Raw genomic sequence first — 23,480 nt, forward strand, 5'->3', positions numbered from 1 at the left:
GCTGTCCTGTCACGATGCCTCCCCGGGTGGGGCCGCACCGCCGGTCGCTCACCGTGACATCTCCGACCCACGCGGTCGGGCGTGTCGCAGGCTTGGCGCAGAACTCTGCGCCAGGCGCGACAGGACCGGGGTCCTGCGATGTCGTTGTCGGCGCCCGACCGGTTCGTCGGGCTGATCGGGTCCCCAGGTGCGGTGCGGCATCACGCTCGAGCACCGGACGCACGCCAGGGCCAGCCCGGCAGGAGACGCGATTCAGTGATCAAGGTGGAGCCACACGTGCCCGACGACCCGTCGAAGCAACCGGGCTATCTTGGCAGACACCTGCGGGCGACGCCAAATCGGGTCCGTTCCCGCGTGCGCGGGACGTCCCGGAGCCACCCGGTAGCATGCCGGACGACCACGGGGAGGGCCAGACGGCGCTGCCCGCACCGAGCGACGGGGGCACGATGACGGGGACCCAGGACGCGCCCGACGTCGCGCCGGGTCCCGCACCGGGTCTCCCACCGGGGAGCACCGGTCCCGTGTCGCGCCGACCCTCGCCGTACGCCGCGGAGCTCGCCCACCTGCTGGGCCCCGGCGCGCCGGCCGCGCCCGGTGCGCCCGACCGCGGCCCCGTGCTCGACCCGCAGCCCGGCCCCGTCCCGCTGCGTCCGCTCGGGCTCGGCGACGTGCTCGACGCGGCGCTCACCATCGTGCGGCGCGCACCCGGCCCCACCGTCGGACCCGGTCTCGTGGTCGCGGCACTGGCCCTCCTGGTCCCGACCGCGCTGGTGGCCCTCGTCGACGGCCTCGGCGGTCGGCTCCCCCGTGGCGACGGCGCCTCCGCCTCGGTCGCCGCCCTGCTGGAGTCCGGCGTGGTCGTCGTGGCCAACGGTGCCCTGTCCTTCATCGGCACCGTGCTGCTCACCGGCGTGGTCGCGCACGTCGTGCACGCCGCCGCGACCGGCCACCTGCTCAGCCTCGAGGAGGCGTGGCGGCGCACACGTGGGCGTCGCTGGGCGATGCTCGGCGCCTCCGTCGGCCTCACCCTGGTGCTCGGCGTCCTGCTCGCGGCCGCCGCCGCGGCCGCCGTCGCAGTCGGCGCGGTCGTGGACGTCGGCCTCTTCCTCCTCCTCTGCCTGCTGGGCGTGCCGCTCCTCCTCGTCGCCGCCTCGTGGTTCGCCGTCCGTCTGACCGTCTACGTGGTCCCGGCCATCGCGCTGGAGCGGACCGGGGTCGTCGCGGGCGTCCGTCGCGGGTTCCGCCTCAGCCGCGGCGGGTTCCTCCGCACCTGGGGCGTCCTCGTCCTCGCGAGCATCGTCGCGGGCGTCGCCACCACGCTCCTCGCCGTCCCCCTCTTCCTCCTCGGTGAGCTGGCTCCCGGTGCCGGCGGCGGCGCGGGCGAGGTGGTCGCCACGGTCGCACTGGTCGCGGCCGCCGTCGTGCCGCCCGCGCTCGCCGCGCCGTACCTGGCCGCGGTGATCGCCGTGCTCTACCTCGACCGTCGCATCCGCACGGAGGGCTACGACGTGACCCTCCGCGCCGAGGGCTCGCGATGACCGACCTGCCGCGGTGGGACCCGCCGCTGGAGCCGACCCCGGAGGAGGCGCGCGACGCGCTGCGCGACGAGCTGCTGCGTCCGGAGTACCGCGAGAGCGACCTGCTCCAGCGCATCCGCGACTGGCTGGCGGAGCGCTTCACGGGCCCGACGCGCACCCCGGACGCCAGCGGGTTCGCCGTCGCCCAGTCGATCGCCTCCTGGGTCGTGCTCATCGTGCTGGTCCTCGTGCTGGCGTGGCTCCTCAGCCGCGCCCGCTGGTCCCGCTCGGAGGCGGCCGCCCGTCGCTCGCTCTTCGGGGAGGAGGTCGTCTCCGCGGCCGACCTGCGCCGCCGGGCCGAGCAGGCCCTCGCCGAGGGCCGGCACGCCGAGGCGGTCGTGGACGGCTACCGCGCGCTCGCGCTGCGCCAGATCGAGGTCGGCGTGATCGAGGACGTCCCCGGGGCCACCGCCGGCGAGGTGGCCCGCGCCCTGGCGGTCGAGCTGCCGGGGCGGGGCGCCGAGGTGCTGGCCGTGGCGCACCACTTCGACGAGGTCATGTACGGCGAGCGTCCGACCGACGCGGACCGGGCGCGCGGCGTGCTGGCGCTCGACGACGAGCTGGCGGCGGTCCGGTGAGCACGACGAGCCCGACCGCACCCCCGGCGGGAGCTCCGGCCTCGGGAGACGCGGCCGGGGCGACCACCGGACGCCGCCGGCGCCGTCCCCGGCTGACGACCGTCCTGGTGCTGCTCGCGCTCGTCGTCCTGCTCGTGGGCGGGCTGCTCCTCGGCACGGAGGAGCCGGGCGAGGGTCGTCTCGACCCCGGCGAGGCCGGCGCCGACGGTGCCCGCGCCGTCGCCCGCGTGCTGGCCGACCAGGGCGTGGACGTCGAGGTCGTGCGTGACGCCGACGCGCTCGCCGACGCCCGGGTCGACGAGGACACCACCCTCTTCGTCAGCGACCCCGCGGCCCTCGGGCGCCAGGCCGCCGAGGACCTCGCCAACGGCCACGGCGCCGCCCGGCTCGTCGTGGCCGACCCGCGCCGCGGCGTGCCCGAGCTGTTCGGCTTCGAGGACGGTCGCCGGGTCGGCGCCACCGACGGCGTGGCCGCGAGCTGCGACGACGGTGCCGCCGGGGTCGACCTCGACGGCCTCGCGATCGACGTCGACACCGCCGTCGCGTTCGAGGACGTCGCGGGCTGCTTCCCCACCGACGACGGCGTGCTCCTGGCCGTGGACGGCGACGTGGTGCTGCTCGGGCTCGACGAGGTGCTGACCAACGGCCAGGTGCTCGAGGCCGACAACGCGGCCGTGGCGCTGCGGCTGCTCGGCGCGCAGGACCGCCTCGTCTGGTACGTGCCGGACCCCGCCGACATCTCCGGCGACGAGGGCGCCTCGCTTGGCTCCTTCGTCCCCGACTGGGTCGTGCCCGCCCTCTGGCTCGCGGCCCTCACCGTCGTCGCCGCCATGGTGTGGCGCGGACGCCGGTTCGGACCGCTCGCGACCGAGCCCCTGCCGGTCGTCGTGCGCGCCATCGAGACCACCGAGAGCCGTGGTCGCCTCTACCGCCGCAGCGGCGACCGGCAGCACGCCGCGCGGGCGCTGCGCGACGCGACCCGCGAGCGCCTCGCGCAGCAGGTCGGCACCACCTGGGGCGCGCCGGCGGCCGCCGTCGTGCACGAGGTCGCCCGCCGCTCCGGCTGGCCCGTCGAGCTCGTCGGCCTCCTGCTCGACCCCGCCGCCCCCGTGCCCACCGACGACCAGCAGCTCCTGCAGTTCGCCCACCAGCTCAGAGACCTGGAGAGAGAGGTACGTCGCGCATGAGCGAGACGCCCCCGCCCCCGCCCTTCACCCTCGGCAAGCCCGGCGGTGACGCCCGCGAGCGCCTCGCCGCCGTGCGGCGCGAGGTCGCCAAGACCGTGGTCGGACAGGACGCGGCCGTCTCCGGCCTCCTGGTCGCCCTCCTCTGCGGGGGCCACGTGCTGATGGAGGGCGTGCCCGGTGTCGCCAAGACGCTCCTGGTGCGCACCCTCGCCGCCTCGCTCGAGGTCGACACCCGGCGCGTGCAGTTCACGCCGGACCTCATGCCCGGTGACATCACCGGCTCCATGGTCATCGAGTCCGGCGGCGGCGAGCTGGTCTTCCGCGAGGGCCCGGTCTTCACCAACCTGCTGCTCGCGGACGAGATCAACCGCACGCCCCCGAAGACGCAGTCCGCGCTCCTCGAGGCGATGGAGGAGGGGCAGGTCTCCGTCGACGGCGTGTCGCGCCGCCTCCCCGCCCCGTTCCTCGTCGCGGCCACCCAGAACCCGGTGGAGTACGAGGGCACCTACCCGCTGCCCGAGGCGCAGCTCGACCGCTTCCTCCTCAAGGTGGTGCTCCCGGTGCCGGACCGCGGCGCCGAGATCGAGGTCCTGCGGCGGCACGCGGGCGGCTTCGACCCCCGCGACGTCGCCGGCGCCGGGGTGAGCGCGGTGGCGGGCCCCGCGGACATCGTGGCCGGCCAGGCGGCCGTGCGCTCGGTGCAGGTGCGGGACGAGGTGCTCGGCTACGTCGTCGACATCGCCCGCGCGACGCGGGAGTCGCCGTCGCTCGACCTCGGCGTCAGCCCGCGCGGTGCCACCGCCCTGCTGCGCACCTCGCGGGCGTGGGCGTGGCTGCAGGGCCGCGACTACGTGACGCCCGACGACGTCAAGGCGCTCGCCCACGCGACGCTCGCCCACCGGCTGACCCTGCGGCCCGAGGCCGAGCTCGAGGGCGTGCAGGTCGGCCAGGTCCTGGCGACGGCCCTCGCCAGCGTGCCCGTCCCCCGCTGAGGCCCGCGTGACGATCACCGGACGCGTCCTCGTCCTGCTCGCCCTGGGCATCGTGCCCGTGGTGCTGCAGCCGGACCCCGTCACGCCCTGGGCCTGGGCGCTGGTGGTCGCGGTCGTGGTCGCCCTGGACGTGGCGCTCGCCCCGTCCCTGCGCGACCTCGAGGTGACGCGCTCCCCCGTCGGCAGCATCCGCCTCGGCACGGGGGCGACCAGCCGTCTCCTCGTCCGCAACCGCGGCAGCCGCGCCGTGCGGCTGGCGTTGCGGGACGCCTGGCAGCCCACCGCGGGCGCCTCCGGCAACCGGCACGACCTGAGGATCGCCCCCGGTGGGGGCGCCCGTGCGGCGACCCCGCTGCTCCCCCGTCGTCGCGGTGACCTCCGCGCCGCCGGGGTGACCCTGCGCGTGCGCGGTCCCCTCGGCCTGGGGGTCCGCCAGCGCACCGTCGACGTGCCCGGCTCCGTGCGCGCGCTGCCGGCTTTCGACTCGCGCAAGCACCTCCCCAGCCGGCTGGCCCGGCTCCGCGAGCTGGACGGCCGGTCCGCGCTGCGCGTGCGCGGCCAGGGCACCGAGTTCGACTCGCTGCGGGAGTACGTGCGCGGGGACGACGTGCGCTCCATCGACTGGCGGGCCAGCGCCCGCACCCGCAACGTCGTGGTCCGCACCTGGCAGCCGGAGCGCGACCGTCGCGTGGTGGTCGTGCTCGACACGTCGCGCACCTCGGCCGGCCGCGTGGACGACGTGCCCCGCCTCGACTCGGCCATGGACGCCGCCCTGCTGCTCGCCGCCCTCGCCTCGCGCGCGGGCGACCGCATCGACTTCCTGGCGGGTGACCGCGTCGTGCGGCGCCGCCTCCGCACGGGCGGCGGCACCAGCGTCGTGCACCCGCTGTCCGAGGCCATGGCCGACCTCGGGCCCGTCATCGCCGAGGCCGACTGGCGCACGCTCGCCGGGGGCGTGCAGGAGCTCGGCCGCCGCCGCGCCCTCGTCGTGCTCCTCACCCCGCTCGAGCCCGCCTCCATCGAGGAGGGCCTGCTCCCCGTGCTGCCGACGCTGACGCGCCACCACCGGGTCGTCGTCGCCTCGGTGCGCGACCCCGCGCTGGACGCGCTGGCGGCCGACCGCTCGGACGTCGACGCCGTGTACGCCGCGGTGGCGGCCGAGCAGACCGCGGCGCGCCGTCGGGCCACGGCCGACCTGCTGCGGGCCCTCGGGGCGGACGTGCTCGACACGGACGCCGAGCGCCTGCCGCCCGTGCTGGCCGACCACTACCTCGCGCTCAAGGCCCGCGGGCAGCTCTGAGCCGTCAGGCGGCGGTGGCGAGCCGGTCGCCGGCCACGCTCTCCGCGACGTCCCCGTCGTGGCCCTGCGCCACCGCCCGGCGGCCCAGCACGAAGACGTACGCCAGGAACGTCAGCTCCGCGAGCACGCCGATGCCCACCCGGATCGGCGTGGGCAGCGGCGACGGCGTCACGACAGCCTCCAGCACGCCGGAGACGAACAGGACGACGACGAGCCCGAGGGCCACCGTCATCGCCGTGCGTCCCTCCCTCGCCATCGACTGCCCCCGCGTGCGCGCGCCCGGTTCGACCCACGACCAGAAGAGCCGCAGGCCCACCCCGCCGGCGACGAAGATCGCGGTCAGCTCGAGCAGCCCGTGGGGCAGGATCAGCCCCCAGAACTCCGTGCCCGCGTCGTACCGCGTCATGAGCGCCGCGGCGAGCGCGACGTTGGCGACGTTGAGGACGAGCAGCAGCACGACGGGCACGCCGAGCACGCCGAGGGCCAGGCAGAGGGCGGCCACCCAGGAGTTGTTGATCCAGACCAGGCTGCCGAAGCTCGTGGGGGCGTGCTCGCTGTAGTAGGCGGCGAAGTCCTCGTCCACGTACCGCTGCACCTCCGCCGGGTCGAGCAGCGACTGCTCCACCTCGGGGTTCGCGAGCAGCCACAGGAAGCAGACGAGGAACAGCACGACGTTGGCGACGACGGTGCCGCCCCACCACCAGCGCAGGCGGTAGAGCGCGGCCGGGAACCGGTGGGTGAAGAAGCCGGCGACGGCCTGCCAGGTGGTCGTGCGGGTGCCGACCGCACGGTTGCGGGAGCGACCGAGCAGCGTGGAGAGGAAGCCGACGACCTCGGCGTCCGGCGCGGCCGCCCGCACGACGCTCAGCTGGGTGCTGACCCGGTCGTAGAGCTCCATGAGCTCGTCGACCTCGGCACCCGAGAGCCGCCCGGCCCGCGACAGCTGGTCGAGGCGGTGCCACTCCCCCGCGTGCATCACGGCATAGGCGTCCAGGTCCACGGCGCCCACCCTATGCTGGGCGGCGATGAGCGCACCGTCCGTGAGCCCCCCGACCTCCCCGCGCCGGGCAGGCGTGCGCCCGTGGCCCCGGTCGGGCCGCATCGGGGACGCCGGCGCGCTCTCCGCCCTCGGCGACGACGACCTCGTGACCGGCGAGGCGGTGGCCCTGCAGCTGCTACCGGCGACCATCGGGTCCCGCGTGCTCGCCGGGTTCATCGACGTGGCCTGCGTGGGCGTCGCCTACGTCGCGATCTCGACGGTGCTCGGGCTCGCGACGCTCGCCACGGACCCGGCCCTCTTCGAGGCCGCCACGATCCTGTCGCTCATCCTGGCCATCATCGTGACCCCCGCGACGATCGAGACGCTGACCCGCGGTCGTTCGGTCGGCAAGCTCGCCCTCGGGCTGCGGGTCGTGCGGGACGACGGCGGGCCGATCGTCTTCCACCACGCCTTCACGCGGGCCCTGATCGGCGTGGTCGAGCTCTACGGGTTCGTCGCGGCCCCCGCGTTCCTCACCGCGCTGCTGCACCCCCGCGGCAAGCGCCTGGGCGACCTGGCGGCCGGCACCTACGTCATCTCCGACCGCGCCAGCCTGCGCCTGGCGCTCCCGGCGCCCATGCCGCCGCCGCTCGCCCCGTGGGCGGCGACCGCGGACATCGCCCCGCCCCCGCCGCACCTCGTGCTCGCCGCCCGGCAGTTCCTCGCCCGGGCGCACACCCTCGAGCCGCGCTCCCGCCACGTGCTCGCGCTGCAGCTCGCCGACCAGCTCCACGCGTACGTCGCTCCCCCGCCCCCGCCGGGGACCCCGCCCGAGGCGTTCCTGTGCGGCGTGCTCGCCGCGCGCCGGGAGCGCGACCTCGAGCGCCTGCAGCGCGAGACCCGCCTGCGGCTGCGGTTGCTGCAGCGCAGGCGGGCCTGACCCCTCCGAGGAGCGCGTCGCTCAGCGGATCGAGACGTCGTCCACCAGGAACGAGGTGGCGAGCGACGAGTCCTCCGTGCCCGTGAACGTCAGCGGCACCGTGCCCGAGACGCCGGTCAGCGTCACGCTGCGCGTGACGTAGCCCGTGGAGGCGTCGGCGTTGCTGAAGCTGGCCACCCGCGTGCCGCCCACGGAGACGCGCAGGTGGTCGTACGGCGTGCGGCCCTCCTGCGTCGTGACCCGCAGCTTGAAGGTCAGCGTCGCGGTGCGCCCCGACGGGATCGTGACGGACTGGGTCAGCGACTCGGTCGACGTCGCGCCGTACCCGCCGAACCAGGCCTTCCAGCTGCCGGTCGCGGCGGCGGAGCCCGAGGTGGTGACGACGTCGGTGTCGCCGGACCAGCCCGACGGGCCCGACTCGAAGCCACCGTTGGTCACGAGCTCACCACCGGGCTGCGGCTCGGGCTCGGGCTCCGGGTCGGTGCCGCCACCGCCGGCACCGGTCTGCAGGAGCAGGTTGGGCGAGCCCTTGGGGTCGGCGATCTTGCCCGCGACCGCCGCGTCCAGGAGACCGCTGGTCACGCTGGCCGGGCTCGCGCCCGGGTGGTCCTCGAGGTAGAGCGCCGCCGCGCCGGCGACGTGCGGGGACGCCATCGACGTGCCGCTGATGGTGCGCGTGCCGCCCCCGGTCCAGGAGGAGGTGATGTCGACGCCGGGCGCGAAGATGTCGACGCAGGTGCCGAAGTTGGAGAACGAGGCGATGCGGTCGGAGCGGTCGCTCGCCGCGACGGTGATCGCCGAGGCCGCGCGGGCCGGCGAGACGTTGCAGGCGTTCTGGGTCTCGTTGCCCGCCGCGACGACCGTGGTCACGCCCGCCGCGACCATCCGGTTCACGGCCGCGTCGGACGCCGAGTCCGCGCCGCCGCCCAGGCTCATGTTGGCGACGCTGCCCGCCGGGGCGTTCTGCGCGACCCAGTCCATCCCCGCGATCACACCGCTGTTCGAGCCCGACCCCTGGCAGTTCAGCACCCGCACCGCCACCAGGTCGACGTCCTTGGCCACGCCGTACGTCGTGCCCCCGACCGTGCCCGCCACGTGCGTGCCGTGACCCTGGCAGTCCTCCGTGCCCCGACCGTCGTTGATCGAGGTGAAGCCCGAGGTCACCCGACCACCCAGCTCCGGGTGGTCGGAGTCGATGCCCGTGTCGATGACGTACGCCGTCACCCCGGCACCTGTCGCGTCGTAGGTGTAGCTCCCGTCCAGCGGCAGGTCCGGCTGGTCGATCCGGTCCAGGCCCCAGGTCGCTCCCGTCTGCGTCGCGGCGGCCTCGACCTCCGAGGTCGTCACCACCGAGTCCTGCTGCACGAACGCCACCGACGGGTCGGTCCGCACGGCCGCGAGCTCCGCCGCGGTCAGGTCCGCGACGTACCCGCCGAGGGCGTCGTAGCGCGCGACGACCTCACCGCCGGCCGCCTGCGCCCGGGAGCCCGCCTGCGACGCCGCGACGCCGTCGGCGAGGAACACGATGTAGCGGCCCGCCACGGCGTCCTGCGCCGTGTAGAGCGGGGCGGTGTCGTCGGCCGCCGCGGTGGCCGACGGGGTGGCGACGAGCGCCGCCGTGCTGAGCCAGACGGACGCCACGACGGCACCCGCGAGACCCGTGCGCGTGATGGAGCGCATGAATGGTCCTCGATCCTCTGCGAGACGCGCCCTCGAGCGGGCGCGCGAGCTGGACCGTCCCGAGAACGGACAGTCACCGCCGGTCACTGCGTTGACCGCGGTGCGAGGAGGCTAGCGAGGCGAGGGGGCGCCGGGAACGCTGCCGGGGCGTTGACATTTGACGGACGGAAACGGCGCCGTCACCCGCCCGGTCACGAGGACAGGGAGGATGACGGCGCCGGATGTCGGACGGCGCCGGGCGCCGTCAGGTGGTCACCGGGTCACGGCACCTGCAGGAGCAGGTTCGGCGATCCGGCGGGGTCGGCGATCTTGCCCGAGGCGGCCGAGCCCAGCAGGCCGCTGGTCACGCTCGCCGGGCTCGCGCCCGGGTTGCTCTCGAGGTAGAGCGCCGCCGCGCCGGCGACGTGCGGGGAGGCCATCGACGTGCCGCTGATGGTGCGCGTGCCGCCCCCGGTCCAGGAGGAGGTGATGTCCTCGCCGGGCGCGATGATGTCGACGCAGCTGCCGACGTTGGAGAAGTAGGCGAGCTCGTCGTCGATCGTGCTCGCGGCGACCGTGATGGCCTCCGGAGCCGCCGCCGGGGAGCTGCTGCACGCGTCGGTGGACTCGTTGCCCGCGGCCACGACGGTGGTCACGCCGGCGTCGACGAGCCGGGTGACGGCCTCGTCGGTCGCCGAGTCGGCGGGACCACCGAGGCTCATGTTGGCGACGCTGCCCGCCGGGGCGTTCTGCGCGACCCAGTCCATCCCCGCGATCACACCGCTGTTCGAGCCCGACCCCTGGCAGTTCAGCACCCGCACCGCCACCAGGTCGACGTCCTTGGCCACGCCGTACGTCGTGCCCCCGACCGTGCCCGCTACGTGCGTGCCGTGACCCTGGCAGTCCTCCGTGCCCCGACCGTCGTTGATCGAGGTGAAGCCCGAGGTCACCCGACCACCCAGCTCCGGGTGGTCGGAGTCGATGCCCGTGTCGATGACGTACGCCGTCACCCCGGCACCTGTCGCGTCGTAGGTGTAGCTCCCGTCCAGCGGCAGGTCCGGCTGGTCGATCCGGTCCAGGCCCCAGGTCGCTCCCGTCTGCGTCGCCGCCGCGTCGAGATCGGCGGTGGTCACGATGCCGTCCTGCTGCACGAGCGCCACGGACGGGTCGGTCCGCACGGCCGCGAGCTCCGCCGCGGTCAGGTCCGCGACGTACCCGCCGAGCTCGTCGTACGTCGCGACGACGTCGCCGCCCGACGCGGTGGCCGTCCGCTGGGCGCCGGCGGCCGAGGCGCCGTCCTCCAGCAGGACGATGTAGCGGCCGGCGATCGCGTCGCCCTCGGCCAGGTAGAGCGGGGCGACGTCGTCGGCGCCGGTCGTCGTGGCAGCCCCCGCGGGGACTGCGGCCAGTGCTCCGGCGGCTCCGGTGGCGGTGGCCGCCAGGATGCCCGCCAGCGTGGCGCGCGTGGTGGTGCGCATGTGTCCTCGATCCTCCCTGCGGCCGCACCGGGCGACCGTCGTTCGGCACCGTCCCGAGATGGACAGCGGGTGACCTCCGAGCAGGTCACTGCGACGAGGCTGGCACGGGGACCAGGACGGAGGGAACCCTTGCGACGCCTTCCACTTTTGACGGGACGAGGACACGACGGGCCGACGCGCCGACGCGCCGCGCTCACGTCCGGCGCGAGCGGCCGGCACGGACGCGCCGGGTCTCGAGCGCTCGGGCCAGGTCCGCCGACCAGACGGGCAGCGGGCCGTCCGGCACCAGTACGTCGGAGCCCTCGCGCACCTCGATCCGCACCCCGAACGGTTTCTCGTCGCTCACCCGCACGCGGCGCACGTCTCCCCAGGGCAGCGCCACGTCGGTGCGGCGACCGCGGTAGTGCACCCCGCCCCCGTCGGCGTCGAGCCGCCACCGGTGCAGCCGGCCGGTCACGAGCCGGAGCAGGTCCGGCACGCTCCAGAGGGCAGCCAGCACCATGGCCACCGTGCCCGCCAGCGAGCCCACCTCGCCGACGTCGGTGGCCAGGACGACGACCCACGCGATCGCGGCGACGAGGACCGCCAGCCAGGCGAGCAGCACCGCGGCGACGAGGCCCGCGGGGGCACGCAGCGCCAGGTCCCCCTCCGGCGGAACCGGCTGCCGACGTGCCACGAGCATGCGCTGCACCACCACGGCGGCCCCGACCGCGCCCACGGCCGTCGCCGCGGCGGCCACCCGGGCCGGACCGTCCGCGACCAGAGCCCAGACAGCGAACACGAGAGCCGCCGCCACCACCATGACCAGGCAGGCCCAGCGCGCCCATCGGGGCTGGAGGTGGTCGCTCACCACGGCGTGACCGCGTCCCAGACGTCCCCGCCCAGGTCCTTCACGTCGTCGACCCGGTCGCCGGCCCACCCCGTCGCGTCGTCCCAGCGGTCACCCGTCCAGCTCGTGATGTCGTCCCAGTTGTCGTGGATCTGGCCCGCCACCCAGCTGCCGCCCGCGGCGATGAGCCCCGCACCGAGGACGGTCAGCACCACCGGAGCGCCGACGGTCGAGAGGACGACAGCCGCACCGGCGCCGAGGACGATGCTGGTGCCGGTCGTCCACGCCGCGCGGTCCCAGTCCCCGGTGGTGGCGCCCTCGTAGATGCCGAACCCGACGTCGATGGCGATGCCTGCCGGCCCGCTGAAGATGCGCCCGAGCCGCCCCAGGGTGCCAGCGCGCCCGAGGAGGTCGTCCAGCCGCGCACGCCCCTCGGGGGTCGTCGCCTGCCCGCGGACCCTCGGGTCCCCCGACACCCTGCTGCGGCGCCGGAACTCGCTCGCCTCGGCGCGGTAGCCCTGTCCGAGCCGCGTCAGCGCGACGCCAGCCAGGCCCGCACCGGCTCCCGAGGCGAAGTTGGGCAGCAGGCCTTGGACCTCGCCCCACACCGCCTCGAGCCCGTCGTCCTCCTGGGCGTCGGCGACGTCGGCGGGCAGCTGGCCGTCGGTCCAGCCGACGAACTCGACGAACGCTGCGTCGGTGCGGCCGACCAGCTCGTCGTAGAGCGCCACCCTGTCGGCCGCCGCCTCGGCCTCCGCCTCCGCTGGCGACCCGGGGACGTAGGGCCCGTAGGCGGGCGCCGTGGGAGGCATGATCCTCGTGCCGTCGACCGACAGCCCGCCGGCCGCGGCCTCGTCGCGGAGGTCGGCCATGGTGTTCGCCAGCGCCTGGAGCTGGCTGGCGTACGCATCGAGAGCACCGGCCCCGCGGCCGACCCGCTCCGCATGGGCGTCCGTCGCGCTGATGACCGGGCTCGTGAAGGCCTGGTAGGCGTCGGCCGCGTCTCCCTCCCAGCTGGAGGAGGCCGCGGACCGCGCGGACGCCTGCTCGTCCGCGGACTGCACCAGCACCGGACCGAGCGAGGCGCGCAACCACGTCGCAGCGGCGCGCACGGACGCCGGCGAACCGTCGACACGGGTCTCGATCACTCGAAGCCCTCCTCGAGCTGGCGGAACCCCGAGCCGATCGCCGCGTCGCTGTCGTCGATCGATGCCGCCGCTGCGCGCACCTGGTGCGCGACCGCACCGTTCACGAGCGCCACCGTGCCCGCCGTCACGCTGAGCGCGGACACGATCTCGAGGAGGTACGCCGCGCCGTACCCGCCGTCGATCGCGGCGGGCGCGCCGGTTGCGGCCCCGTCCAGCGTCGCGGCCGACGCCTCGTGCCCGCCGGCGACCAGCTCGCCCGCCCCGGCGTCCAGCCGCAGGGCGCTCACGGGCGCACCGCGTCGCCCCGGAGGTGCTCGGGGACGACCACGTCCAGCACCCGCAGGTCGAAGGGCTTGGCGGCGCGGAGGTCGTCGAGGTGACGCGCGTCGAACAGCACCCACGGGTGCGCCTCACCCCAGCAACGCTGGAAGCGGTCCAGCGCGGAGTAGCCCAGCAAGGCGACACGACCGTCGTCGAGGCGCATCATCTTGACGTCCGCGACCTCGCCCGCAGGGTCGAGCACGACCGGCAGGTAGACCACCGGGGGCGCCACGGACGGCAGGTCCGGGGGGACGTCGACACCGAGAGCATCCATGGCCGCCTGCCTACCCCAGGGGGCGCCGGTCCTAACGCCGGACGTAGGCGAGGTCGACGATATCGCGACCGACCGCGAGGCCCTTGCGCTCGAACTTGGTCACCGGGCGGTCCGCCCAGCGCTCCACGCGACCCCCGACGAGGGCGGGCTCGGCGTCGAGCACCTCCTGCATCTGCTCGGCGTACTCCGCCCAGTCGGTCGCGAGGCGCCACGTGCCCCCGGGGACGAGGCGGGACGCCACCAGAGCGGCGTGCGGCGGGGTCACCAACCGGCGCTTGTGGTGACGGGTCTTCGGCCAGGGGTCGGGGAAGAAGGTCCAGACCTCGTTCAGCGCACCCGGGGCGACGACGTGCTCGAGGAACCAGACGGCGTCGACGCTGCAGAACCGCACGTTGTCGGCACCGGCCGCGGCGACGAGGCCGAGGCTGTGGGCGACGCCCGGGCGCCACACCTCGAGGGCGAGCACGTCGTACGTCGGGCGGGCGGCCGCGAGGGCAGCGGTGGCCTCGCCGATGCCCGACCCGATCTCGATGATGAGGCCGTCACGCTCGGCGGGGCCCCGACCGAACCAGTCGTCGAGCCGGAAGTCGCCGTCGACGGCCTCGTCGGGGATCACCCACGCCTCGTGGTGGGCGTCCCACGACTCCTGCTGGCTGGGGGTGAAGCGGCTGCCGCGGCGGGAGTAGGTGAGCACCTCGCGCAGGCGTCGTCCGTCGGGCGTCGTCTTGAGGTGGGGCCGCGCGGGCGGCAGGTGCGGCTCGGCGCCGGTCATGCGGGTCCTCCGGAGGTCGGCACGGCGAAGGCCCCGCTCCCTGGTGGGAGCGGGGCCTCGCTGTGGTGCAGGTGCCGTCAGGTGACGGCCAGGATCACTTGGTGATCTTGGTGACGCGACCGGCGCCGACGGTGCGGCCACCCTCGCGGATCGCGAACCGCAGACCCTCGTCCATGGCGATGGGCTGGATCAGCTCGACGGCCATCTCGGTGTTGTCGCCGGGCATGACCATCTCGGTGCCCTCGGGCAGCGTGACGACGCCGGTGACGTCCGTGGTGCGGAAGTAGAACTGCGGGCGGTAGTTGTTGAAGAACGGCGTGTGACGGCCGCCCTCCTCCTTGGAGAGGATGTAGACCGACGCCTCGAAGTTCGTGTGCGGGGTGGTCGTGCCCGGCTTGATCACGACCATGCCGCGCTCGACGTCCTCGCGCTTCGTGCCGCGGAGGAGCAGACCGACGTTCTCGCCCGCCTGGCCCTCGTCGAGCAGCTTGCGGAACATCTCGACGCCCGTGACGGTCGACTTCTGCGAACCCTCGCGGATGCCGACGATCTCGACCTCCTCGCCGACCTTCACGATGCCGCGCTCGATGCGACCCGTGATGACGGTGCCACGACCGGTGATCGTGAAGACGTCCTCGACGGGCATGAGGAACGGCTTGTCCGTGTCACGCTCGGGGGTCGGGATGGCCTCGTCGACGGCCGACATGAGCTCGGCGACCGACTCGCCCCACTTGGCGTCGCCGTTGAGGGCCGGGAAGGCCGCCACGCGCACGACGGGGATGTCGTCGCCCGGGAACTCGTACTCGGAGAGGAGCTCGCGCACCTCCATCTCGACGAGCTCGATGAGCTCCTCGTCGTCGACCATGTCGCACTTGTTGAGCGCCACGACCAGGGCCGGCACGCCGACCTGGCGGGCGAGCAGCACGTGCTCACGCGTCTGGGGCATCGGACCGTCCGTCGCCGCCACGACCAGGATCGCGCCGTCCATCTGCGCCGCACCCGTGATCATGTTCTTGATGTAGTCGGCGTGACCGGGGCAGTCGACGTGCGCGTAGTGGCGCGCCTCGGTCTGGTACTCGACGTGCGCGATCGAGATCGTGATGCCGCGCTGACGCTCCTCCGGAGCCTTGTCGATCTCGTCGAACGGCGTGAAGGGGTTCAGGTCCGGGTACTTGTCGTGCAGGACCTTCGTGATGGCCGCCGTCAGCGTCGTCTTGCCGTGGTCGATGTGACCGATGGTGCCGATGTTGACGTGCGGCTTGGTCCGCTCGAACTTCGCCTTAGCCACTGGGGGCTCCTCCTGGTGTGGTTGTTACTTGACTCGTGGATGGTGCTGCGGTGTGCCGAGGATCCGGGCTGGGACTTACTCGCCCCGGACCTTCTTGATGATCTCGTCGGCGACGTTCGTGGGAACCTCGGCGTACGAGTCGAACTCCATCGAGTACGACGCCTGGCCGGAGGTCTTGGACCTCAGGTCGCCAACGTACCCGAACATCTCGGAGAGCGGGACGAGGGCCGTCACGACCATGTCGCCGTGACGCTCCTCCTGCGTCTGGATCTGCCCACGACGCGAGTTGATGTCGCCGATGACGGTACCCAGGAACGTGTCCGGGGTCGTCACCTCGACGGCGAACATGGGCTCGAGCAGGACAGGCTTGGCCTGCCGCGCGGCCTCCTTGAACGCCTGGATGCCGGCGATCTTGAACGCGAGCTCGGACGAGTCGACGTCGTGGTAGGCGCCGTCCTCGAGCGACATCTTCACGTCGACCATCGGGTAGCCGGCCAGGACGCCGAACTGCATGGCCTCCTGCGCACCCTGGTCGACCGAGGGGATGTACTCGCGGGGCACGCGACCGCCGCTGACGTTGTTCGCGAACTCGTAGCCCGCACCGGTGCCCGTCTCGGGGTCGATGTTGGGCTCGATCGAGATGACGACCTTCGCGAACTGACCCGAACCACCGGTCTGCTTCTTGTGGGTGTAGCTGTGGTTCGCGACCTTGCGGCGGATGGTCTCGCGGTAGGCCACCTGCGGCTTGCCGACGGTCGCCTCGACGCGGAACTCGCGCTTCATGCGGTCGACGAGCACGTCGAGGTGGAGCTCGCCCATGCCGGCGATGATCGTCTGGCCGGTCTCCTCGTCCGTCTTGACGGTGAAGGTGGGGTCCTCCTCCGACAGACGCTGGATGGCGACGCCGAGCTTCTCCTGGTCGCTCTTCGTCTTCGGCTCGATGGCGACCTCGATCACCGGGGCCGGGAACGTCATCGACTCGAGGACGACCTGGTTGGACGGGTCGGACAGGGTCTCGCCCGTCGTCGTGTCCTTGAGGCCCATGACGGCCACGATCTGGCCGGCGCCGACCGACGCGATCTCCTCACGCTTGTTGGCGTGCATCTGGTAGACCTTGCCGATGCGCTCCTTGCGGCCCTTGACCGAGTTGATCACGGTCGCGCCGGCCTCGAGCTTGCCCGAGTAGACGCGGACGAAGGTCAGCTTGCCGAGGTGCGGGTCGGACGCGATCTTGAACGCCAGGCCGGCGAACGGCTCGCTGTCGGCCGGCTTGCGCAGGATCGCGGTCTCCTCGTCGCCGGGCTTGTGGCCCTCGATGGCGTCGATGTCGAGCGGCGACGGCAGGTACTTGATGACCGCGTCGAGCAGGGGCTGCACGCCCTTGTTCTTGAACGCCGTGCCCGTGAGCACCGGGTTCAGCTTGTCGGCGAGCGTGGCGCGACGGATCGCGACCTCGAGCTCGTCGACGCTGAAGACGTCGCCCTCCTCGAGGTAGCGCTCCATGATCTCGTCGTCGGCCTCGGCCAGCGTCTCGACCAGCTTCTCGCGCCACTCGGCGGCCTGGTCGGCCAGCTCGGCCGGGATCTCCTCGACCGTGTAGTCCTCACCGATCGTGGTCTCGCCGCGCCACGTGAGCGCACGCATCCCGACGAGGTCGACGACGCCGAGGAAGTCCGACTCCGCGCCGATCGGGATCTGCAGGACCAGCGGGGTGGAGTTGAGGCGCTCGACGATCATGTCGACGCAGCGGAAGAAGTCCGCGCCCGTGCGGTCGAGCTTGTTGACGAAGCACATGCGGGGCACCGAGTACTTGTTCGCCTGGCGCCACACCGTCATGGACTGGGGCTCGACACCGGCGACGCCGTCGAACACCGCGACCGCACCGTCGAGGACGCGCAGCGAGCGCTCGACCTCGACCGTGAAGTCGACGTGGCCCGGGGTGTCGATGATGTTGATCTGGTGGTCCTTCCACCAGCAGGTCGTCGCGGCCGACGTGATCGTGATGCCGCGCTCCTGCTCCTGCTCCATCCAGTCCATCGTGGCGGCGCCGTCGTGGACCTCACCGATCTTGTAGCTGATGCCGGTGTAGAACAGGATCCGCTCGGTGGTGGTGGTCTTGCCGGCGTCGATGTGCGCCATGATGCCGATGTTGCGGACCTTGGTGAGGTCCGTGGTGATGTCGACAGCCACTGAAGTCAGTTCCTAACGAAGTGTGGGCTGGATGGTGCAGGGCGTTGGTGGGCGCCGGCGCCCCGGCGGACCGGGGCACCGACGCGCGATCACCAGCGGTAGTGCGCGAAGGCCTTGTTGGACTCGGCCATCTTGTGCGTGTCCTCGCGCTTCTTCACAGCGGCACCGAGGCCGTTGCTCGCGTCGAGGATCTCGTTCATGAGGCGCTCGGACATCGTCTTCTCGCGACGGTCCTTGGCGTAGCCCACGAGCCAGCGCAGGGCCAGCGTCGTGCTGCGGCCGGGCTTGACCTCGATCGGCACCTGGTAGGTCGCACCGCCGACGCGGCGGGACTTGACCTCGATGGCGGGCTTCACGTTGTCGAGCGCGCGCTTCAGCGTGACGACCGGGTCGGTGCCGGTCTTCTCACGGGCACCCTCGAGGGCGCTGTAGACGATGCGCTGGGCGACCTGCTTCTTGCCGTCGATGAGCACCTTGCTCACGAGCTGCGAGACCAGGGGCGACCCGTAGACCGGGTCGACGTCGATCGGACGCTTCGGGGCGGGACCCTTGCGCGGCATCAGCCCTTCTCCTTCTTCGCGCCGTAGCGGCTGCGCGCCTGCTTGCGGTTCTTGACGGCCTGGGTGTCGAGCGCACCACGGATGACCTTGTAGCGGACACCCGGGAGGTCCTTCACACGACCACCACGGACGAGCACGATCGAGTGCTCCTGGAGGTTGTGACCCTCACCGGGGATGTAGGCGGTGACCTCGACCTGCGAGCTCAGACGCACACGCGCGACCTTGCGCAGCGCGGAGTTCGGCTTCTTGGGGGTCGTGGTGTAGACGCGGGTGCACACACCGCGTCGCTGGGGCGATCCCTTCAGGGCAGGCGTCTTGTTCTTCGACACCTTGTCCTGGCGGCCCTTGCGGACCAACTGCTGAATGGTGGGCACCTGGTGGTTCCCTCTCTTGTTCGCTCTCAGTGCCCGACACTCTGCCGGGCACGACGGTGATGCGTGATGGTGCGTCGCCCGGCGCCACCGGACCGTCCCCTCGCGGATTCGCCCCCGCGGTCGGGCGTGTCGGCTGAGTTCACGGCACGCTGGACGGCCTGGTCGTCCCAGACACGAGGACCGAGGCTACCGGGTCGCCGGAGAGGGGTCAAAACGCGTCCCCACACCCCCCGGAGGTGCCCGAGCAGGGCCAACGAGAGCAGCACACCGAGCACGGTGGCGGACCCACCGACGACGAGGGTCCAGCGCGCGCCGTACTCGCTCCCGATCCACCCGATGACCGGCGCACCCAGGGGCGTGCCGCCCATGAAGATCATCATGTAGAGGGCCATGACGCGACCGCGCAGCGGGGCGTCGGTGGCGATCTGCATGCGGGCGTTGGCCGCCGTGATCATCGTCAGCGCGGTGAGGCCGACGACGGGGGCGAAGACCACGTAGGTCCAGTACGTCGGGAGCAGGCCCGACAGGATCACGGTCGTCCCGAAGACGAGGGCGGCCCCGACCACCAGGCGCAGTCGCACCGTCGTGCGGCTGGCCGCCAGGAGGGCACCCGACAACGAGCCGACGGCGACGGCCGAGCCGACGATGCCGTAGGCGGCCGAGTCGCGGCCGTAGACCTCGGTGACCATGAGGGCCGAGGTGATGGAGAAGTTGAGCCCGAAGGTGCCCGCGAAGAACACGACGGCCAGCACGAGCATGAGGTCGGGCCGGCGACGCACGTAGCGGAGCCCCTCCCGCACGGCACCCGGGCCGCGTGGCGTGCGCTCCGGGCTGTGCAGCGCGGCGACGTCGAGGCGCTGGAGCACCGCGACCACCGGCAGGTAGGTGAGGGCGTTGACGAGGATCACCCAGCCGGTGCCCTCCACTCCCCCGCCCAGGGCCGCGATCAGCACACCGGCCAGCGCGGGACCGACGAGGCGCGCCGCGTTGAACGAGGCGGAGTTGAGCCCGACGGCGTTGGTGAGGTCGTCCTCGTCCACGATCTCGCTGACGAACGACTGGCGGGCCGGGGCGTCGAAGGCCGTGCCGATGCCGAAGACGAAGGCCAGCACGTAGACGTGCCACACCTCGACCGTCCCCGTCACCGCGAGCAGGCCGAGCAGGAGCGACGGCGCGGCCATCATGACCTGGGTGACCTGCAGCAGCCGCCGCTTGGGGAAGCGGTCGGCGACCACGCCGGCGTACGGCGAGAGCAGCAGGATCGGCAGGAACTGCAGCGCCGTCGTGATGCCGAGGGCCGTGGCACCGTTCGCCGCCACGGCGAGCACCAACCAGTCCTGCGCGATCCGCTGCATCCAGGTGCCGGTGTTGGAGACGATGCCGCCGGCGGCGTACAGGCGGTAGTTCGGGTTGCGCAGGGAACGGAAGGTGGGGCTCACTCGGTGGGGGCTCCTCGCAGGTCGGTGGGGGTGGCGGCGGTGGTCAGTCCTCGGCGGCCAGGCGGTCGAGGATCGGGGCGGCGGCGCGCAGGGTGGCGCGCTCCTCCGGGGTGAGGGCGCGGAGCCGGCTCGCGAGCCACTCGTCGCGACGCCGACGGTCGGCGAGCACGAGCGCCCGCCCCTCCTCGGTGAGCGAGACGAGCACGAGCCGGCCGTCGGACTCGTGCGAGCGCCGGGCGACGTAGCCCTTCTCCTCGAGCTTGCGGACCGCGCGGGTCATCGAGGGCGGCTGCACCCGCTCGAAGGCGGCCAGCTCGCCGACGCTCAGCTCGCCGTTGCGGAGCAGGCAGCCGAGCACGGCCATGACCCCGATGCCGAGGTCGTTGCCCGGCTCCCGCTCGTTGGCGAGCCGGCGGCGCAGGCGCATCACCGAGACGCGGAGCTCGGCGGCGAGACCCGCGTCCGTGCGCGCGACGCGTTGGATGGTGGGTGGCATGACGTTGAGCCTAACTCATTACCTTGGGCAACTATTCCTCGGCGGTCGGGCATGTCCTACCCTGGCGGGCGTGGAACTGCGTGACGACCAGCCGGCCCAGCACGCGATCGGGCGGCGCACCTACATCGTGGCCGACGTCGAGCCTCTCGACGTCGACGGCGTGTGGACCGTGCAGATCGGCTGCGCGCTGTGGGGCCTGGCCTTCGTGGCCCTGCTCCCCTTCTACTCCCGGCTCGCCGAGTCGGACGACGTCTGGGTGCTGTGGACGTGCCTCACCGGGCTGGGCCTCGGGCTGCTCGGCCTCGAGTACTGCCGGCGCCGGCGCCGCACGCGGGTGGACGCCGGCGGCGCGACCGACGGCGTGGACCCCGCCGAGGCCGGGACCGCGCCGACCGGCGACTGAGCCCGGGTCAGAAGCGCTCGAGGTCGTCGAGCGTCAGCTCGTCGACCACCGGGTCCGGCAGCGGGGCCGGGAGGTTCTTCCGCGCGATCCGCACCTCGGAGTGGGCGCCGCAGCCGTGGTCGAGCGAGACCACACGACCGTCGTCGTTGGCGTTCCCGTTGGCGCAGACGCCGAACATCGTGGACAGCGGACCGGCCAGGCGGACCAGGAAGCCGCACGACGTGCACGCGTCGGGGGCGGCCTTCGCGATGGGGGCCTCCGGGCCGCCGTCGCCCTCGTACCAGCGCTCGGCGGCGAGGTCGCGCCCCTCCACCGACAGGGTGCGCACGCGGCCGAGGCCGAGCTCCTTCGCCACGCGGCGCACCTGGCCGCGGTCGTCCTCGTCGAGGGTGGCGTCGAGCGTCTCGTCGACGTCGTCGCCGAAGGCGTAGGTGGGAACGAGACGCGGGTCGTCCTCGTCCACCGGCAGGAGGACGCCCGGGGTGAGGTCGCCCGGGCGGACCCGCTCGTGCCACGGCACCCAGGCCGGCGCCACGATCGCCTCGTCGCCCGGGAGGAGGACGACCTCGTCCACGGTGGCGGTGCGCTGGCGGGAGGCGCGGGCGATGGTGACGGACCAGCGCCAGCCCCGGTAGCCCGCCCGGCTGCAGCCGAAGGAGTGGGTGACGACGCGGTCGCCCTCGGCGACGGCGCCGAGGTGGTCCCCCACGTCCGAGGCCGGGACCTGCTCGAGCAGCGCGGCGCGAGCGACGTCGACGGCCCGCGCCAGCGCGCCGTCCACCGACCGGGAACGGGCGGGCTCGTGCGACGCGTCGTGGGACGGCTCGTGCTCCTGGGCCTGCGAGGGTGCGGTCGTGCTCACGGGTCCGATCATGACGCATCCCGCGCGCCCGTGTCCCGGCGGGGCGTCACGACCGTCCGCCCCACCCGAGCAGGTGGCAGGATGGAGCGCCAAGACGCGCATCCCGTCGCGGCTGCCCGTCGCGGCGGCCCGACGGTCCTGACGAGGAGGGCTCCGCCATGAGCACGCCGTACGGCGACCCGCCCCCGCCCGGTCCCGAGCACGGCTCCCCGCCCGGTCACGAGCCCGGCCCCCGGCCCGACCCCCGGCCCGACCCCCGGCCCGACCCCCCGCCGGGTCCGGGACCGCTCCCGCCGCCCCCCGCGGCCGCGGGACCGGGCGAGGCGACGCGGCCGGCGGAGATCGCCGCCCGCACCGCCAAGGCGACCGGTCACGGCGTGGCGGTCGTGGCCCGGGCCACCGGCCGGTTCGGCCGCTTCACGTTCCTCCAGGCGCGCCGCGCGTCGCACGCCGAGGGCGCGGGCGACAGCGGGCTCTCCCGGCTCATCGAGCTGCACGCCGTCAACGCCGCCGGCGACGCCGCGGTCGCCATCTCCCTCGCGGGCACGCTGTTCTTCCAGGTGCCCACCGGCGAGGCCCGCGGCCAGGTGGCCCTGTTCCTCGGGCTCACCATGCTGCCCTTCGCGATCGTCGCCCCGCTGATCGGACCGTTCCTCGACCGGTTCAGCCACGGTCGGCGCTGGGCGATCGGCGGCACGATGGCGATCCGGGCCTTCCTCTGCTGGGTGCTGGCCGGGGCCGTGGCGACCGAGTCGACGTGGCTCTTCGCCGCGGCACTGGGTGTGCTCGTGTCGTCGAAGGCCTACGGCGTGGCCCGCAACGCCGCGGTCCCCCGGCTCGTGCCGACCGGCCTGACGCTCGTGAAGTCGAACGGTCGGGTGTCGCTGGCGGGCGTCGTGGGCGCCGCCGTGTCGGCCCCCTTCGCGGGCCTCGCCTCGCTAGCCGGGGCCGAGTGGTCGCTGCGCTACGCCTTCGTCGTGTTCATCGTCGCCACGGTGCTGGCCATCCTGCTGCCCGCGCGGGTGGACTCCGACGCGGGCGAGACCCGGCTTTCGCTGCGCACCGACGACTCGGCGCAGAGCATGGCCAAGGACCCCGGCAACCGGCGTCGCGCGGCGCTGCGGATGCCGGCCTCGGTCGCGTTCGCGCTCCGTGCGAACTGTGGACCCCGCTGGTTGTCCGGCTTCCTCACCATGTTCATGGCGTTCCTGCTGACCACCAACCCCTTCGAGGGGTGGCGCACCGAGGTGCTCTTCGCGCTCGTCGTCGGCGCCGCCGGTCTCGGCAACACCCTCGGGATCGCCCTCGCGTCGATGCTCAAGAAGGTGAACCCGGCCATCACCGTGGTGCTCGCGCTCGTCGCGGCGGCCACGATGGCGACGACGGCGGCGCTCTTCTACGGCGTGCTGACGCTCTCGCTGCTCGGCCTCACCGCGGGGCTCGCGCAGTCGCTGTCGAAGCTGTCGCTGGACTCCACCATCCAGCACGACGTGCACGAGCGGGTGCGCACGAGCGCGCTCGCCCGGTCCGACACGATGCTCCAGTTCGCGTGGGTGATCGGCGGCTTCGTGGGCATCGCCGTGCCCCTCGACCCCGGCAACCTCGGGCTCTGGATCGCCGCGGCCGTGCTCGTCGCCTGGGCGGTCTTCGTGCTCGGCACGCGCGCCCGCGACGCGTCGAGCCGCCGCCGGGAGCGGGTCGGTCCGTCGGCCGCTGCACCCGCTCCGACGCCTCCGCCGGCCCCGGGTCCGGGTCCGACTCCGGATCCGCGGCCGGCGCCGACCGCGCCGTACGAGACCGACGTGCCGACGCAGCCGTACGACGCGCGCTGAGG

Annotated in this window: 23 protein-coding genes; 8 read left to right on the top strand and 15 right to left on the bottom strand. The window is 73.7% G+C overall.

From position 1 onward, the window contains the following. The first annotated feature begins 386 nt into the window (after positions 1-386). From QE405_RS09900 to QE405_RS09920, 5 genes are read left to right on the top strand one after another with little or no spacing between them, the layout of a single operon-like run. Entirely contained in the window at positions 387-1,538 is a 1,152-nt protein-coding gene (locus QE405_RS09900; RefSeq protein ID WP_307200218.1) for a hypothetical protein, read from the top strand. Next, positions 1,535-2,155, top strand: a complete 621-nt coding sequence (locus QE405_RS09905; RefSeq protein ID WP_307200220.1) for a DUF4129 domain-containing protein — start codon at positions 1,535-1,537, stop codon at positions 2,153-2,155. The genes QE405_RS09900 and QE405_RS09905 overlap by 4 nt, the downstream gene beginning before the upstream one ends. Continuing rightward, positions 2,152-3,342, top strand: coding sequence for a DUF4350 domain-containing protein (locus QE405_RS09910; protein WP_307200222.1), 1,191 nt, complete (start codon positions 2,152-2,154; stop codon positions 3,340-3,342). Before QE405_RS09905 ends, QE405_RS09910 begins: the two co-directional genes overlap by 4 nt. Further along, entirely contained in the window at positions 3,339-4,334 is a 996-nt protein-coding gene (locus QE405_RS09915; protein WP_307200224.1) for an AAA family ATPase, read from the top strand. The genes QE405_RS09910 and QE405_RS09915 overlap by 4 nt, the downstream gene beginning before the upstream one ends. A 7-nt stretch (positions 4,335-4,341) precedes the next feature. Continuing rightward, positions 4,342-5,634, top strand: coding sequence for a DUF58 domain-containing protein (locus tag QE405_RS09920; protein WP_307200226.1), 1,293 nt, complete (start codon positions 4,342-4,344; stop codon positions 5,632-5,634). A gap of 4 nt (positions 5,635-5,638) precedes the next feature. On the opposite strand, the gene QE405_RS09925 is transcribed toward QE405_RS09920, so the two are convergent. Continuing rightward, positions 5,639-6,634 carry a stage II sporulation protein M gene (locus QE405_RS09925; RefSeq protein WP_307200228.1) on the bottom strand — a complete coding sequence of 332 codons (996 nt, stop codon included), beginning with the start codon at positions 6,632-6,634 and terminating at the stop codon, positions 5,639-5,641. Between the two features lie 25 nt (positions 6,635-6,659). On the opposite strand from QE405_RS09925, the gene QE405_RS09930 reads away from it, so the two are divergent. After that, entirely contained in the window at positions 6,660-7,553 is an 894-nt protein-coding gene (locus QE405_RS09930) for an RDD family protein (protein ID WP_307200230.1), read from the top strand. Between the two features lie 21 nt (positions 7,554-7,574). Here the strand turns inward: QE405_RS09930 and QE405_RS09935 are convergent, their stop codons facing one another. From QE405_RS09935 to QE405_RS09995, 13 genes are all read right to left on the bottom strand, one after another. Next, positions 7,575-9,233 carry a S8 family serine peptidase gene (locus QE405_RS09935; protein WP_307200233.1) on the bottom strand — a complete coding sequence of 553 codons (1,659 nt, stop codon included), beginning with the start codon at positions 9,231-9,233 and terminating at the stop codon, positions 7,575-7,577. 260 nt (positions 9,234-9,493) lie between these two features. Beyond that, positions 9,494-10,690, bottom strand: a complete 1,197-nt coding sequence (locus QE405_RS09940) for a S8 family peptidase (RefSeq protein ID WP_307200235.1) — start codon at positions 10,688-10,690, stop codon at positions 9,494-9,496. Between the two features lie 193 nt (positions 10,691-10,883). Continuing rightward, positions 10,884-11,540, bottom strand: coding sequence for a hypothetical protein (locus QE405_RS09945; RefSeq protein WP_307200236.1), 657 nt, complete (start codon positions 11,538-11,540; stop codon positions 10,884-10,886). Then, positions 11,537-12,667 (bottom strand): hypothetical protein, encoded by a 1,131-nt coding sequence (locus QE405_RS09950; protein ID WP_307200238.1) that lies wholly within the window; start codon positions 12,665-12,667, stop codon positions 11,537-11,539. Before QE405_RS09950 ends, QE405_RS09945 begins: the two co-directional genes overlap by 4 nt. Then, entirely contained in the window at positions 12,664-12,954 is a 291-nt protein-coding gene (locus tag QE405_RS09955) for a hypothetical protein (RefSeq protein WP_307200240.1), read from the bottom strand. Before QE405_RS09955 ends, QE405_RS09950 begins: the two co-directional genes overlap by 4 nt. Further along, entirely contained in the window at positions 12,951-13,262 is a 312-nt protein-coding gene (locus QE405_RS09960; RefSeq protein WP_307200242.1) for an SAV_915 family protein, read from the bottom strand. Before QE405_RS09960 ends, QE405_RS09955 begins: the two co-directional genes overlap by 4 nt. A gap of 31 nt (positions 13,263-13,293) precedes the next feature. Beyond that, positions 13,294-14,034, bottom strand: a complete 741-nt coding sequence (gene trmB, locus QE405_RS09965; protein WP_307200244.1) for a tRNA (guanine(46)-N(7))-methyltransferase TrmB — start codon at positions 14,032-14,034, stop codon at positions 13,294-13,296. A gap of 94 nt (positions 14,035-14,128) precedes the next feature. After that, the gene (gene tuf / locus QE405_RS09970) at positions 14,129-15,322 is read right to left on the bottom strand and encodes an elongation factor Tu (RefSeq protein ID WP_307200246.1); all 1,194 of its coding nucleotides are present in this window, start codon (positions 15,320-15,322) and stop codon (positions 14,129-14,131) included. A gap of 75 nt (positions 15,323-15,397) precedes the next feature. Next, positions 15,398-17,461 (bottom strand): elongation factor G, encoded by a 2,064-nt coding sequence (fusA, locus tag QE405_RS09975; RefSeq protein WP_373459488.1) that lies wholly within the window; start codon positions 17,459-17,461, stop codon positions 15,398-15,400. A gap of 140 nt (positions 17,462-17,601) precedes the next feature. Then, the gene (rpsG, locus tag QE405_RS09980; protein ID WP_163773154.1) at positions 17,602-18,072 is read right to left on the bottom strand and encodes a 30S ribosomal protein S7; all 471 of its coding nucleotides are present in this window, start codon (positions 18,070-18,072) and stop codon (positions 17,602-17,604) included. Beyond that, positions 18,072-18,446 (bottom strand): 30S ribosomal protein S12, encoded by a 375-nt coding sequence (gene rpsL, locus QE405_RS09985; RefSeq protein WP_163773153.1) that lies wholly within the window; start codon positions 18,444-18,446, stop codon positions 18,072-18,074. The genes rpsG and rpsL overlap by 1 nt, the downstream gene beginning before the upstream one ends. Before the next feature lie 26 nt (positions 18,447-18,472). Next, complete coding sequence (locus QE405_RS09990) at positions 18,473-19,885, bottom strand: MFS transporter (protein ID WP_307200252.1); 1,413 nt, start codon at positions 19,883-19,885, stop codon at positions 18,473-18,475. A 43-nt stretch (positions 19,886-19,928) separates the two neighbouring features. Continuing rightward, entirely contained in the window at positions 19,929-20,381 is a 453-nt protein-coding gene (locus QE405_RS09995) for a MarR family transcriptional regulator (RefSeq protein WP_307200254.1), read from the bottom strand. Between the two features lie 70 nt (positions 20,382-20,451). On the opposite strand from QE405_RS09995, the gene QE405_RS10000 reads away from it, so the two are divergent. Continuing rightward, positions 20,452-20,784, top strand: a complete 333-nt coding sequence (locus QE405_RS10000) for a DUF2530 domain-containing protein (RefSeq protein ID WP_307200256.1) — start codon at positions 20,452-20,454, stop codon at positions 20,782-20,784. 7 nt (positions 20,785-20,791) lie between these two features. Here QE405_RS10000 and QE405_RS10005 read toward each other — a convergent pair whose 3' ends face one another. Continuing rightward, on the bottom strand, positions 20,792-21,646 hold the full coding sequence (locus QE405_RS10005) for a DUF3027 domain-containing protein (protein WP_373459457.1): 855 nt from the start codon (positions 21,644-21,646) through the stop codon (positions 20,792-20,794). A 158-nt stretch (positions 21,647-21,804) separates the two neighbouring features. On the opposite strand from QE405_RS10005, the gene QE405_RS10010 reads away from it, so the two are divergent. Continuing rightward, a complete protein-coding gene (locus tag QE405_RS10010) occupies positions 21,805-23,478 on the top strand; it encodes an MFS transporter (protein ID WP_307200259.1) in 1,674 nt (557 codons plus the stop codon). Positions 23,479-23,480 lie beyond the last annotated feature (2 nt).

Origin of the sequence: Nocardioides zeae (assembly GCF_030818655.1) — a bacterium.
GTDB classification, from domain to species: domain Bacteria; phylum Actinomycetota; class Actinomycetes; order Propionibacteriales; family Nocardioidaceae; genus Nocardioides; species Nocardioides zeae_A.